Origin of the sequence: Pseudoroseomonas cervicalis, from assembly GCF_030818485.1 — a bacterium.
In the GTDB taxonomy this organism is placed as follows: Bacteria; Pseudomonadota; Alphaproteobacteria; order Acetobacterales; family Acetobacteraceae; genus Pseudoroseomonas; species Pseudoroseomonas cervicalis_A.
The window spans coordinates 1,458,679-1,471,349 of sequence record NZ_JAUTAJ010000004.1 but is presented as its reverse complement, the minus strand read 5'-3'; the positions used below and the strand labels follow the sequence as shown (position 1 = coordinate 1,471,349).

Annotated in this window: 11 protein-coding genes and 1 tRNA gene; 4 read left to right on the top strand and 8 right to left on the bottom strand. The window is 70.0% G+C overall.

Features of this window, described 5'->3' with window-relative positions:
• The first annotated feature begins 53 nt into the window (after positions 1 to 53).
• Positions 54 to 1,451: an amidohydrolase family protein gene (locus QE401_RS10695; protein ID WP_307138189.1), complete on the top strand. Its 1,398-nt coding sequence runs from the start codon at positions 54 to 56 to the stop codon at positions 1,449 to 1,451.
• Positions 1,452 to 1,475: 24 nt separating this feature from the next.
• Here QE401_RS10695 and QE401_RS10690 read toward each other — a convergent pair whose 3' ends face one another.
• The 8 genes from QE401_RS10690 to QE401_RS10655 all read right to left on the bottom strand — a co-directional run bounded on the left by QE401_RS10690 (position 1,476) and on the right by QE401_RS10655 (position 8,863).
• Positions 1,476 to 2,474 carry a Bug family tripartite tricarboxylate transporter substrate binding protein gene (locus QE401_RS10690; protein ID WP_307138188.1) on the bottom strand — a complete coding sequence of 333 codons (999 nt, stop codon included), beginning with the start codon at positions 2,472 to 2,474 and terminating at the stop codon, positions 1,476 to 1,478.
• Between the two features lie 73 nt (positions 2,475 to 2,547).
• The gene (locus QE401_RS10685; RefSeq protein WP_307138187.1) at positions 2,548 to 3,639 is read right to left on the bottom strand and encodes an ABC transporter ATP-binding protein; all 1,092 of its coding nucleotides are present in this window, start codon (positions 3,637 to 3,639) and stop codon (positions 2,548 to 2,550) included.
• Positions 3,640 to 3,653: 14 nt separating this feature from the next.
• Positions 3,654 to 4,478: a carbohydrate ABC transporter permease gene (locus QE401_RS10680; protein WP_307138186.1), complete on the bottom strand. Its 825-nt coding sequence runs from the start codon at positions 4,476 to 4,478 to the stop codon at positions 3,654 to 3,656.
• Positions 4,475 to 5,410, bottom strand: a complete 936-nt coding sequence (locus QE401_RS10675) for an ABC transporter permease subunit (protein WP_475638084.1) — start codon at positions 5,408 to 5,410, stop codon at positions 4,475 to 4,477. The genes QE401_RS10680 and QE401_RS10675 overlap by 4 nt, the downstream gene beginning before the upstream one ends.
• Positions 5,407 to 6,675 (bottom strand): ABC transporter substrate-binding protein, encoded by a 1,269-nt coding sequence (locus tag QE401_RS10670; protein ID WP_307138185.1) that lies wholly within the window; start codon positions 6,673 to 6,675, stop codon positions 5,407 to 5,409. Before QE401_RS10670 ends, QE401_RS10675 begins: the two co-directional genes overlap by 4 nt.
• A 272-nt stretch (positions 6,676 to 6,947) precedes the next feature.
• Positions 6,948 to 7,121, bottom strand: coding sequence for a hypothetical protein (locus QE401_RS10665; RefSeq protein WP_307138184.1), 174 nt, complete (start codon positions 7,119 to 7,121; stop codon positions 6,948 to 6,950).
• Positions 7,122 to 7,462: 341 nt separating this feature from the next.
• Positions 7,463 to 8,485 carry an LLM class flavin-dependent oxidoreductase gene (locus QE401_RS10660; RefSeq protein ID WP_307138183.1) on the bottom strand — a complete coding sequence of 341 codons (1,023 nt, stop codon included), beginning with the start codon at positions 8,483 to 8,485 and terminating at the stop codon, positions 7,463 to 7,465.
• A 304-nt stretch (positions 8,486 to 8,789) separates the two neighbouring features.
• Positions 8,790 to 8,863 (bottom strand) — tRNA-Gln (locus QE401_RS10655).
• Between the two features lie 170 nt (positions 8,864 to 9,033).
• On the opposite strand from QE401_RS10655, the gene QE401_RS10650 reads away from it, so the two are divergent.
• The 3 genes from QE401_RS10650 (at position 9,034) to guaB (ending at position 12,638) form a co-directional block, all read left to right on the top strand.
• The gene (locus QE401_RS10650; RefSeq protein WP_307138182.1) at positions 9,034 to 10,116 is read left to right on the top strand and encodes a Ppx/GppA phosphatase family protein; all 1,083 of its coding nucleotides are present in this window, start codon (positions 9,034 to 9,036) and stop codon (positions 10,114 to 10,116) included.
• A gap of 41 nt (positions 10,117 to 10,157) precedes the next feature.
• The gene (locus tag QE401_RS10645; RefSeq protein ID WP_307138181.1) at positions 10,158 to 10,844 is read left to right on the top strand and encodes an RlmE family RNA methyltransferase; all 687 of its coding nucleotides are present in this window, start codon (positions 10,158 to 10,160) and stop codon (positions 10,842 to 10,844) included.
• A 273-nt stretch (positions 10,845 to 11,117) separates the two neighbouring features.
• Positions 11,118 to 12,638, top strand: a complete 1,521-nt coding sequence (gene guaB, locus QE401_RS10640; RefSeq protein WP_307138180.1) for an IMP dehydrogenase — start codon at positions 11,118 to 11,120, stop codon at positions 12,636 to 12,638.
• Positions 12,639 to 12,671: the final 33 nt, after the last annotated feature.

The following is a 12,671-nucleotide window of genomic DNA, read 5'->3' as shown; positions in this document are numbered from 1 at the left end:
CGCCGGGGTGGCAGGGCCACCCCGGACCCCGCCTTCAGTTTGGGAAGAACGCCATGGACCTGCTCATCACCAACGCGGCCGTCGTCACCTGCGATGAGGCGCGACGCGTGCTGGCGGGGCAGGCCATCCTCCTCCGGGGCAACCGCATTGCGGCGCTGGGCGACAGCAACACGCTCGAAGCGGAACATCCGCATGTCGCGCGTTTCGACGCGCGCGGGCTCGCCGTGCTGCCGGGCTTCATCAACGCCCATACCCACACCGTGCTGACCGCGCTCCGCGGCTCGGTCGAGGATTGGGAGGGCGACATGATCTATGGCTACATGTCGCCCATCTCCTACACCATGACCGACGAGGAACGCGCGGTCATGGCCATGCTCGGCTGTGTCGAGGCCATCCGCAGCGGCAGCACCACCCTGGTCGACCCGTTCCGCCACGTGCTCTCCTATGGCCGCGCGATGGCGTCGACCGGGCTGCGGCTCTGGCTGTCGGAAAGCTGCGCCGATATCGATACCCGCCGCATCCGCCATGGCGACTATCGCGAGGACCCGGCCTTCGGCGCCCAGTTCCTCGACCGCGCCACCGCGATGATCGAGGCGCTGCACGGCAGCCATGGCGACCGGGTGCGCTGCCAGGTCGCCGCCCATGCGCCCGACAATTGCTCCCCCGCCATGCTGCGCAGCCTGCTCGACCTCGCGGCGAAGCACGGGCTGACCCGCACCGTGCATCTGTCGCAGAGCCCGGGCGAGGAGAAGGCGGTGCAGGCGGCGCGCGGCACCAGCTCCGCCGCCTATCTGGACCGCGAGGGTTTCCTCGGCCCCGACCTCACCGCCGCGCACTGGACCTTCTGCTCGGCCGAGGACATCGAGAGGCTTGCCGCGCGCGGCGTCACCATGGCGCACACCCCGGCCAGCATCTCCCGCCGCCGCGGCATGCACCAGGCGAAGCTCGGCCTGATCCGCGATGCCGGTGTGCGCGTCGTCTTCGGCAGCGACAACATGACCGAGGACATGTTCCAGGCCATGAGCATCGGCTCCATCCTGCACCGCACCGGCCGTGGCCGCGCAGTGGAGGGCGGCGTGCTGCCGGGGCCGCAGGCGATCCTTGACGCCGTGACGGTGGATGCCGCGGGCAGCGTCGGCGCCTCGGCGGAGATCGGCCGCATCGCGCCGGGCTGGAAGGCGGATCTCACCTTCCTCGACCTCAACACGCCGGCGCTGCGGCCGGTGATCCGACTGGTCTCCAACATCGTGCATTACGGCCATCCCGGCGCGGTGCACTCCGTCATGGTCGATGGCGAATTCATCCTGCGCGACCGCAAGGTCCTGACCGTCGATGAGCCCGCCCTGCTGCGCGAGGCGCAGAACGTCACCCGCCGCGTCTGGGACCGCATGATCGCGCAGAACCCGGACCTGGCGCGGCCCGAGGCCGAGCTGCCCTGGCTGGATCTCTGAGGCCAGGGCAACGCGGCCGGCGCGTCACTCGGCGCGCGCGCCGGATTGCTGCACCACCTGCCGCCACATCGGCCGCTCCCGGTTGGCGCGGGTGGCGGCGTCCTCGGCGCTGCTCCATAGCGCCTTGGCGCCACCCTGGATGAAGCGGCGCTGCATCTCCTCATTCTCCGCCACCTGGCGCATCGCGGCGTTCAGCCGCTCCACCACGGGGGCAGGCGTGCCGGTGGGCGCCACGAAGGCCCCCCAGACGGTGATGACGAAATCCGGCACCCCGGCCTCCGCCATGGTGGGGATGTTCGGTAGGGTCGGCCAGCGCTCGGCGCTGGTGACGGCGAGGCCGCGCATCCGCCCCTCCTGGATCAGCCCGATATGCGAGGCGAGGTTGTCCAGCGCGATATCGACATCGCCGGCCAGCAGCGCCGGCACGGTCTGCGCCGCGCCGCGATAGGGCACATGCATGGCCTGAACGCCGGTGCGGCTGAACAGCATGCTGCTCGACAGATGCGTGGTCTGGCCGATGCCGGTGGAGCCATAGCTGATGCCGCCCGGCTTCGCCTTCGCCCAGTCGAGGAACTCGCGCAGCGTGGTGGCGCGGTTGCGTTCCGGCGCCACCACCGCGACATTGGGCGTCTCCCAGGCCATGCCGATCGGGATCACGTCCTTCTCGGTGTCGAAGGGCATGCTCTGGAACAGGAACTGGTTGATCGCCAGGATGCTGACGGTGACGGCGCCGATCGTGTGCCCATCCGGCGCCGCCTTGGCCACCGCATCGATGCCGAGATTGCCGCTGGCGCCGGGCCGGTTCTCCACCACCACCGGCTGGCCGAGCGTGGCGCCCATGCGCTCCGCATAGAGCCGGCTGATCACATCGGTGGAGCCGCCGGGCGGGAAGGGCACGATCAGCCGGATCGGCCGTTGCAGCCAGGCGCCCTGCGCCAAGGCAGGGCGGGGCAGGAGGGGGGCAAGCAGGGGCAGGGCCGCCGGCGCCAGGGCGGCGCGCAGCAGGCTGCGGCGTGGGGTCATGGTGTCGCTTCTCCCGTCGGGCGCCATCTGCGTGGCGCTGAGCGGCAGCATCGTCCCGGAAGGGCGGCCGCGTCTAGTCGCGCCGTCGGGGCAGGGCGCTGCCATCCTCGCGGAACAGGTGGCATTCGGCCGGTGGCAGCCAGGCCGTGGCGGCCTCGCCTTCGCGCAGGCGCTGGCCCTCCGGCAGGCGCAGCGTCAGCAGCGTGCCATCCGGCGCGCGCAGATAGGCCAGCTGCTCATCGCCCAGCTCCTCCACCACCTCGACGGGACCGGTGAGGGCGGCGCCCTCGCCCTGCGGCCGCAGATGCTCCGGCCGGATGCCGAGCGTCAGCGCCTCGCCCGGCGTGGCGCCGGCCTCGGCCACCGGCACCGCGAGCGTGCCACCGCCGGGGAGCGTGACGCGCACCAGACCGCCCTCGCTGCCCTCCGCCTGAACCGGCAAAAAATTCATGCGGGTGCTGCCGATGAAGCCGGCGACGAAGCGGTTGCGCGGGTGGCGATACAGCTCCAGCGGCGCGCCCACCTGTTCGACCCGCCCCGCATTCAGCACGACGATGCGGTCGGCCAGCGTCATCGCCTCCACCTGGTCATGCGTCACATAGATCATCGTGCTGCGCAGCGACTGGTGCAGCCGCGCGATCTCGATCCGCATCTGCCCGCGCAGACTGGCATCGAGGTTGGAGAGCGGCTCGTCGAACAGGAACACCTTCGGCTGGCGCACGATGGCGCGGCCAATGGCGACACGCTGCCGCTGCCCGCCCGAGAGCTGCTTCGGCAGGCGATCCAGCAGCGGCGTCAGCTCCAGGATGCGTGCCACCTCGGCGATGCGCGCCTCCGCCTCGGCGCGGCGGGCGCGCGGCAGGGACAGGCCGAAGGCGATGTTCTCCCGCACGCTCATATGCGGGTAGAGGGCGTAGGACTGGAACACCATGGCGATGCCGCGCTCGCGCGGGGTGGCCTGCGTCACATCCGCGCCGCCGATGCGGATGCGGCCCTCGCTGACACTCTCCAGCCCCGCCACCAGCCGCAGCAGCGTCGATTTGCCGCAGCCCGAGGGGCCGACAAAGACGCAGAACTCGCCCTCGCCGATCGAGAGATCGACATCGCGGATCACCTCCAGCCGGTCGAAGCGCTTGCGCACCCCTTGCAGTTCGACACTTGCCATGGCGGTGCTCCTGGTCAGCCCTTCACCGCCCCGGCGGTCAGGCCGGAGACGATCTTGCGCTGGAACACCAGCACCAGGGCGAGGATGGGGATTGTGACGATGACCGAGGCGGCCATCACCAGCCCCCAGGGCAGTTCCTGCCGGCTGCCGCCGCTGAGCAGGGCGATGGCCACCGGCACGGTGCGTGTCTCGGCCGAAAGCGTGAAGGTCAGGGCAAACAGAAATTCGTTCCAGGAGACGATGAAGGCCAGCAGCGCGGTGGGCGCCATGGCCGGCCAGAGCAGCGGCAGCAGCACCCGCAGCAGCACGGTGAGCGGGCTGGCGCCATCGGCATAGGCGGCTTCCTCCAGCTCCACCGGCAGCTCGCGGATGAAGGTGGTCAGCACCCAGATGGTGAAGGGCAAAGTGAGCACGAGATTGGCCAGCATCAGCCCGGGCAGGGTGTCGTAGAGGCCCAGCGCCCGGATCACCTCGAACAGCCCGGCCAGCACCGCCACCTGCGGGAACATCGAGACGGAGAGGATCGCCAGCAGCAGCGCGCCCCGGCCGCGGAAGCGCACCCGCCCCAGCGCATAGGCCGCCCCCAGCGCCAGCAGCATCGACAGGGCCACCACGGCGCCCGCCACCAGCACGGAGTTCAGGATGGTGCGGCCGAAATCCTGCTGGGTGAAGACCAGCTCGTAATTGCGCGGGTCCAGCGCCTCCGGCCACAGGGCCGGCACGAAGAGCGCGCTGCCGCTGCGGAAGGAGGAGATGAGGGCGTAGTAGAAGGGGAACAGCGCGAAACCCGCGATGGCCAGCAGCAGCAGGGCGAAGCCCAGGCGGGAGAGGGCTTTCATCGGCTGGCCTCCCCCTCCGGCCGCATGCGTCCGAACAGCATGACGGCGAGCGTCAGCAGCGCGATCACCAGGAACAGCAGGGTGGAGGCGGCCGAGCCCTGGCCGACATCCTGGAACTCCACCAGCAGCTGCCGCGCATAGACCGACATCGACATGGTGCCGGCGGAATTGGCGGTCAGCACATAGATCAGGTCGAAGACCCGCAGCGCGTCCAGCGCCCGGAAGATCAGCGCCACCATCAGCGCGGGCCGGATCAGCGGCAGGGTGACGCGAAAAAAGACCCGCACCGGGTGGATGCCATCCACCCGCGCCGCCTCGTAGCAGTCGCGCGGCAGCATCTGCAGCGCCGCCAGGATCAGCAGCGCGACGAAGGGCGTGGTCTTCCACACATCGACGATGACGACGGCCCAGAGCGCGGTGTCGGCATCCGCCATCCAGGCCACCGGCTGGTCGATCAGCCCGAGCCCCATCAGCGCGTGGTTCAGCAGGCCGAACTGGTCGTTCAGCATCCAGGCCCAGATGCGGGCAGAGACGATGGTGGGGATCGCCCAGGGGATCAGCACCAGCGCCCGCACCAGGCCGCGCAGCGGGAAGCGCGCATTCAGCGCCAGCGCCACCACCATGCCCAGCACCGCCTCCAGCGAGACGGAGACGAGGGCGAACCACAGCGTGCGCCGCACCGCGCCCCACCAGACCGGATCGGCCAGCACGCCGAGCCATTCGCCCTCATAATATTCGAGGTAGTTGGCGAAGCCGATGAAGCGTGGCGCCTCCAGCCGCCCGAGCTCGGCATCGGTCAGGCTGAACCAGATGGTCCGCAGCAAGGGCCAGCCGGCGACCGCCGCCAGCACCAGCAGGGCGGGTGCCAGGAACAGCCAGGCGGCGCGGATGCGGCGGCGCTCCAGCCCGCTGATCATCGTGCTGGCCCTCACCAGCCGCGCCGCGCGATGCGGCGCAGATCCTGCTCCAGCGCCGTCAGCGCCGCGCCGGCCTGCATGCGCTGCGACAGCACCGCATGCACCCGCGTCCAGATGGCGTTGGAGACGCGGTTGTACTTGCTGCCGGTGGGGCGGGAGGGGCGGGCCACCGCATTCTCGAAACTGGAATACAGCGTGCGGAAGAACGGGTTGGCGGCGATGATCTCCGCATCCTCATACAGCGCCGGCAGGGTCGGGTTGTAGGCGGCCTGCACGGCGCGGCGCTTCTGCTCCTCAGGCCCCGCCAGCCACATCACCAGGGACGCGGCCTCGGCCGGGTGGCGCGAATAGCGCGAGACGCCGAGATTCCACCCGCCCAGCACGCCGCTCGGCTCCTCCGCATCGGCGCGCGGCAGGCTGGCGATGCCGGTGCGGCCGCGCACCGGGCTGTCCGCCCCCTGGGCCAGCGCCCAGGCATAGGGCCAGTTGCGCATGAACACCGCCTGGCCGGACTGGAACAGCCCGCGCGCCTCCTCCTCGGTGTAGGTCAGCGCGCCCTGCGGGGCGATGCTGCCCATCCAGCGCGCCGCGCGGGCGAGTGCCAGCCGCGCGCCCTCGGTATCGGCGTCGATCCGCCCCTCGGCATCGACCAGCGTGCCGCCGCCGGAGCTGGCGATCCATTCCAGCGCATTGACCGTCAGCCCCTCATAGGCGCGGCCCTGGAAGACATAGCCCCAAAGCTGGGTGTTGCCGGCATCGCGCTCGCGCTGCTGGATCAGCCGCGCCGTCTCCTCCATCTCCTCCCAGCTTCGCGGCACCGGGCGGCCGTATTTCTCCAGCAGGTCGCTGCGATAGAACAGCACGCCGGCATCGGTGTAGATCGGCATGGCGACCAGCCGGCCATCGACCGTGTTGTTCTCGATGATGGCGGGGAAATGCCGCGCCTCGGCGCCCTGGCTGTAGGGGCGGAGATCGATCAGATGCGGCGCCAGGATGCCGGGCCAGGTGACGTCGATCTGGTAGACATCGATCGAGCTGCCGCCGCCGGCCAGCATCATCTGGTACAGCGCCAGCCGCTCGCTGGCCGAATTGGGCACGGAGACGATGCGGACGCTGTTGCCGCTCCGCCGCGCCCATTCCTCGGCGCCGTCGCGGCACAGCTCCAGCTCCTGCCCCAGCGCGCCGCAGGAGATGGTGATCTCGGCGGCGCGGGCGGCGGGCGCCAGCAGCGCCACCAGCAAGGCGAGCGCGGCCAGGCGCGGGAGGCGGGCTTGCGGCATGGGCGGCTCCTCGGGCGGCACGGTTCTCCCGCGAGGGGCCATGCGCTTGACGTGGTGGGCACCGTCCCGGGCAGGGACAGCGCCGGCCACGGCCGGAGCCGCGGCGAGGGGCACCCAGGGCTAAACGCCGGGGTCCGGCCCGGCAAGCCGCGCTGGCGCCGGCTTCAAGCCCTTGTGACCATGCCGTCCAGGGGCGCCGCGCATGAAAAAAGCCCGGCTGGGGGGCCGGGCCTTTCGGGGATTCTTTTTCCGGTCGGGGAGCGCGGAGGCGCTTACCAGCGGCCGTAGCTGCCCATGGTCAGGGTGCTGCGCTCGCCCCAATTGTTCCAGCTCGACAGGGTCTCGCGCTCCGCGGCCGCGCGCTCCTCACGGGCGAGCTCGGCGGCGAGGGCGGCCTTGCGGCGCTCGGCCATGGCGTCCTGCGAAACGTGCTTCCGATCGAACATGGCAACCTCCTTGGCTGACGCCATAATTGGGGCAGGGGCGCGCCATAATCCAGACACAAAAACGGCATGTCTCCCCATTTTCGCCACATTTCGGTCTCTCTCTGCCGTAAACCCGCCTGGAACAAGGCTTCCAGGCCATGTTGGAAGCTTAAGCTTAAGCACTGATTTGCGCTGAAATCGGGGTTCCAAGGCGCGCCGGGCGGCCGAATCGGGCGGATCGTGGCAAATGCGGCGAAGCGGGCGGGGCTGCCACAATTGGGCGCCATGGCCACCGCGCCGGGCATGAAAAAGGCGGCCGGGCAGGAGCCTGGCCGCCTTGTCTTGGGATCGGTGCCAGGGCGTCAGCGCCAGCCCAGCGCCGGCGCCACCTGCTTCAGGATGCCCTCGATCACATGGGCGCAGTAATCGACGCCCAGCTGGTTCGGGATGGTCAGCAGCAGCGTGTCGGCCTCGGCGATCGCCTCGTCACCGCGCAGCTGCTCCACCAGCGCCTCCGGCTCGGCGGCGTAACCCCGGCCGAAAATGGCGCGGGTGTTTTCGTCGATGAAGCCGATCTGGTCCTGCTCCTTGCCGCCACGCCCGAAATAGGCGCGGTCGCGATCGTCCAGCAGCGGGAAGATGCTGCGGCTGACCGAGACCCGCGGCGCGCGCGCATGCCCCGCTGCCGTCCAGGCCTCGCGATAGGCGCGGATCTGCTTCGCCTGCTGGATGTGGAAGGGCTCGCCCGTCTCGTCATCCTTCAGGGTGGAGCTCTGCAGGTTCATGCCCTGCTGCGCCGCCCAGATCGCCGTGGCGTTGGAGCCGGAGCCCCACCAGATGCGCTCGCGCAGCCCTTCCGAATAGGGCTCCAGCCGCAGCAGCCCGGGCGGGTTCGGGAACATCGGCCGCGGATTGGGGCGGGCGAAGCCCTCGCCGCGCAGCGCCTCCAGGAAGACGAGCGCATGGCGGCGGCCCATCTCGGCATCGCTCTCGCCCTCGACGGGGGCGTAGCCGAAATGCCGCCAGCCATCGATCACCTGCTCCGGCGAGCCGCGGCTGAGGCCGAGCTGCAGCCGCCCGCCGCTGATCAGGTCGGCCGCGCCGGCATCCTCGGCCATGTAGAGGGGGTTCTCGTAGCGCATGTCGATCACCGCGGTGCCGAGCTCGATGCGCCTGGTCTTCGCCCCCATCGCCGCCAGCAGCGGGAAGGGGGAGGCGAGCTGCCGGGCGAAATGATGCACGCGGACATGGGCGCCATCCGCGCCCAGCTCCTCGGCCGCCTGGGCCAGGTCGATGGATTGCAGCAGCGCATCGGCCGCCGAGCGGGTGCCGGATTGCGGCGAGGGCGTCCAATGGCCGAAGGAGAGGAAACCGATCTTCTTCATGGGATCAACACGGTCCATCCGGGCGGGGGCGGGCAGGGGCAGGCCGCCCCCGGCGCCGCAACGCCGCCATTTCATGCCGCCAAGATGGGGCAGGATGCGGGTCGGACCCAATCACCGCCATCAATGACCGTCATGGTGCCCCGGACCCGGCAGCCCAGCCATGCGCCAGTTGAACCGGGGGAGGAGCAAGACCAGATTGTTGGAAAGCGCTGCGAAGCGGCCACAACCGAACGCCGGCCAAATGGCCATCTGGAGATCAGGATTGTGGAATATTGTCGCTCAATTGCCAGAACCCGGAAAGGGTTGGCTGGGGAACCTGGATTCGAACCAAGACTGCCCGAGTCAGAGTCGGGAGTTCTACCGTTAAACTATTCCCCAACGGCGTGGGCGGTCATATAGCGAAGCCCCTGAAGCGATGCAAGGGGGTGTCGTCATCGTTTCGCAGCGCGGCGTAAAATCGCTTGCCCCCACCCGGCCCAGGCCGGATCATAGGAACAGCCTCCCCGCCCGCCGCTTGCCCCGGTGGACCGGGAGAGGGTCAGAACACCATGCCAGAGATCCTTTGCACCCCTGCCGTCGCCTCCCGAAATTCCTCCTGTTCAGGGGGCTCTGGCGGTGCATTCGCGGCGATCGATCTCGGCACCAACAATTGCCGCCTGCTGGTCGGCACGCCGACGCCGGGCGGCGCCTTCCGCGTGCTCGACAGCTACAGCCGCGTCGTCCGCCTGGGCGAGGGGCTGGAGCGCGATGGCCGCCTCTCCGAGGATGCGATGCAGCGGGCCCTGGTGGCGCTGCAGGCCTGCGCGCAGAAGCTGCTGCGCCGGCCGCTGCGCCGGCTGCTGGCCGTCACCACCGAGGCCTGCCGCCGCGCCGACAATGGCGCGGCCTTCGTCGCCCAGGCGCAGAACGCCACCGGCCTGCCCATCCGCATCATCTCGGCGCGGGAGGAGGCGGAGCTGGCGATGGAATCCTGCGCCCCCCTGCTGCGGCCGCAGGACCGGCGCGGGCTGCTCTTCGACATCGGCGGCGGCAGCACCGAGATCGCCTGGATCCGCGGCAGCCAGGGTTGCGCCGATGGAAGGGCGGAGCTGATCGGCTATGTCTCGCTGCCCTTCGGGGTTGTCACCCTGGCCGAGCGCATGGGCCAGGGCTGCTACACGCCCGAGGGCTTCCGCCGCGTGGTGGAGGAGGTCGAGGACCAGCTGGCCGAATTCGACCGCGTGCACAGCATCGGCCGCGAGATGCGCGCCGGCGGCGTGCGGCTGATGGGCACCAGCGGCACCGTCACCACCCTGGCCGGCGTCGCCCTCTCCCTGCCGCGCTATTCCCGCCCGCTGATCGATGGCCGCGTCCTCTCCTGCGAGGAGGCGGATGAGGCGCTGCAGGATCTCTTCGCCATGGGGCGGGAGGGCTTGCGCGCGCATCCCTGCATCGGGCCGGAGCGGGCGGATTTCGTGCTGCCCGGCTGCGCCATCTATGCCGCCATCCGCCGCGTCTGGCCCTCCAGCTGCGTGACGGTCGCGGATCGCGGCCTGCGCGAGGGGATGCTATTGCGCATGATGCGCCAGGATCGCGCGCCGCCGCGCCGGTCCGCCGCCTACTCCCGCGGTGCGGCGCAGCCCGCACCCTGAGGGCGCCTGCCGCCCGTCTTTACCAGGACCTGATTGCCGTCATGAAATCGCCGACCGAGGCCGGGCGCGGCCTGACCACCCGCCTCCGCACCGCCAAGGGCCGCAGCACCGCCAGCCAGCGCTGGCTGGAGCGGCAGCTGAACGACCCTTATGTGCGCGCCGCCAAGGCCGCCGGCTGGCGCTCCCGCGCCGCCTTCAAGCTCATCGAGCTGGATGAGAAGTACAAGCTGCTGAAGCCCGGCCAGCGCATCGTCGATCTCGGCGCCGCGCCGGGCGGCTGGACCCAGGTGGCGGTGCAGCGCGCGGGCGAGCGCGGCAAGGTGGTGGGGCTCGACCTGCTGCCCATGGACGTCATCGCCGGCGCCACCCTGCTGCAGGGCGATTTCCAGGACGAGGCGGTGGAGCAGGCGGTGCTGCAGGCGCTGGACGGCCCGGCGGATTTCGTCATGTCCGACATGGCGCCCAACACCACCGGCCACAACGCCACCGATCATCTGCGCATCCTGGGCCTGGTCGAGCTGGCGCTGGATTTCGCCGACAAGGTGCTGGTGCCGGGCGGCGCCTTCGTCGCCAAGGTGTTCCAGGGCGGCACGGAGCGCGACATGCTGAACCGGCTGAAGCGCGACTATGCCACCGTGCGCCACGCCAAGCCGCCCGCCAGCCGCAAGGACAGCGCGGAGATGTATGTGGTGGCGCAGGGCTATCGGGGCGAAGGGAAGCAGAGGTAAGGGTTCTTTTTTGAAAAAAAGAACCAAAAAACTTTTGTCAGCTTGGCGTCCCGCCTCGGGTCATACGCGGGACGCCAGCTGAAAGAAGTCTTTTTGCTTCTTTTTCTTCAGAAAAAGAAGATTCTTGCCTCTCTGTCTGCCCTGCGCTGCGGCCAAGCCAGCCCGGCCAAAACGTCACGACCATGCGCCTTGCGGCACGGCGCGAATCTGGGGTAGGGGGACGCGCCAAGGCTGCGGATCGCGCCGCACGAGTTGTCCGAAAGGCTCCCGCCCATGGCTCCCGACACCCTCCCGACCAACGGCCCCGCTGATCGCGGCGCCGCGCCGCGCCGTACCCTGATCGCCGAGGCCTATGCCTTCGACGACGTGCTGCTGGTGCCGGCCTATTCGACCGTGCTGCCCAGCCAGACCGATGTGCGGACCCGGCTGACCCGTGAGATCAGCCTGAACATGCCGCTGGTCTCGGCGGCGATGGACACGGTGACCGAGGGGCCGATGGCCATCGCCATGGCCCAGGCTGGCGGCATCGGCGTGATCCACAAGAACCTCACCCCGGAAGAGCAGGCCGCCCAGGTCCGCCAGGTGAAGAAGTTCGAAAGCGGCATGGTGGTGAACCCCGTCACCATCCATCCCGACCAGACCCTGGCCGAGGCGCAGGCGCTGATGGCCGCGCACCGCATCAGCGGCATCCCGGTGGTGGAGCGCGACAGCAAGCGGCTGGTCGGCATCCTCACCTATCGCGATGTGCGCTTCGCCACCGACCCCAACACCCGCGTCTACGGGCTGATGACGCGGGAGAACCTGGTGACGGTGACGGCCGATGTCTCCGCCGCCCGGGCGCGCGAGCTGCTGCACAAGCACCGCATCGAGAAGCTGCTGGTGGTCGATGACGCCTATCGCTGCATCGGGCTGATCACCGTCAAGGACATGGACAAGGCCCAGGCCAATCCGAACGCGGCCAAGGACGCGATGGGCCGGCTGCGCGTCGCCGCCGCCACCGGCACGGGCGAGGACGGCATCCGCCGCGCCGAGCTGCTGGTCGAGGCCGAGGTCGATGTGGTGGTCGTCGACACCGCGCATGGCCATTCGGCGGGCGTGCTGAAGGCGGTGGAGCGCGTCAAGCGCATGTCCAACAGCGTGCAGGTCATCGCCGGCAATGTGGCGACGCCCGAGGCGGCGCTGGCGCTGATCGAGGCGGGCGCCGATGCGGTGAAGATCGGCATCGGCCCGGGCTCCATCTGCACCACGCGCATCGTGGCCGGTGTCGGCGTGCCGCAGCTGACCGCGGTGATGGAGAGCGCCGCGGCGGCGCATGAGAAGGGCGTGCCGGCCATTGCCGATGGTGGCGTGCGCTCCTCGGGCGATCTGGCCAAGGCGATCGCCGCCGGCGCCGATTGCGTGATGATGGGCAGCCTGTTCGCCGGCACGGATGAGGCGCCGGGCGAGGTGTTCCTCTACCAGGGCCGCTCCTACAAGGCCTATCGCGGCATGGGCAGCCTGGGCGCCATGGCGCGCGGCTCGGCCGACCGCTATTTCCAGGCCGAGGTGCAGGACCAGCTGAAGCTGGTGCCGGAGGGCATCGAGGGCCGGGTCGGCTACAAGGGCCCGGTTGGCAATGTCATCCACCAGCTGGTGGGCGGGCTGAAATCGGCCATGGGCTATACCGGCAACGCCACCATCCCGGACATGCAGAGCAACTGCACCTTCCGCCGCATCACCGGCGCGGGTCTGCGCGAGAGCCATGTGCATGACGTGGCGATCACCCGCGAGGCCCCGAACTACCGCCAGGAGTGACGCCTCACTGATGGCGGGGTCCGGGGTGGCCCT

What these genes read in the sequence shown, in the direction of transcription:
- QE401_RS10680 (WP_307138186.1), bottom strand. Translation starts at nt 4,478, where the DNA reads ATGAAAGCCCTCTCCCGCCTGGGCTTCGCCCTGCTGCTGCTGGCCATC.
- QE401_RS10690 (WP_307138188.1), bottom strand. Translation starts at nt 2,474, where the DNA reads ATGACCCCACGCCGCAGCCTGCTGCGCGCCGCCCTGGCGCCGGCGGCC.
- QE401_RS10670 (WP_307138185.1), bottom strand. Translation starts at nt 6,675, where the DNA reads ATGCCGCAAGCCCGCCTCCCGCGCCTGGCCGCGCTCGCCTTGCTGGTG.
- QE401_RS10695 (WP_307138189.1), top strand. Translation starts at nt 54, where the DNA reads ATGGACCTGCTCATCACCAACGCGGCCGTCGTCACCTGCGATGAGGCG.
- QE401_RS10650 (WP_307138182.1), top strand. Translation starts at nt 9,034, where the DNA reads ATGCCAGAGATCCTTTGCACCCCTGCCGTCGCCTCCCGAAATTCCTCC.
- QE401_RS10665 (WP_307138184.1), bottom strand. Translation starts at nt 7,121, where the DNA reads ATGTTCGATCGGAAGCACGTTTCGCAGGACGCCATGGCCGAGCGCCGC.
- QE401_RS10660 (WP_307138183.1), bottom strand. Translation starts at nt 8,485, where the DNA reads ATGAAGAAGATCGGTTTCCTCTCCTTCGGCCATTGGACGCCCTCGCCG.
- QE401_RS10645 (WP_307138181.1), top strand. Translation starts at nt 10,158, where the DNA reads ATGAAATCGCCGACCGAGGCCGGGCGCGGCCTGACCACCCGCCTCCGC.
- guaB (WP_307138180.1), top strand. Translation starts at nt 11,118, where the DNA reads ATGGCTCCCGACACCCTCCCGACCAACGGCCCCGCTGATCGCGGCGCC.
- QE401_RS10685 (WP_307138187.1), bottom strand. Translation starts at nt 3,639, where the DNA reads ATGGCAAGTGTCGAACTGCAAGGGGTGCGCAAGCGCTTCGACCGGCTG.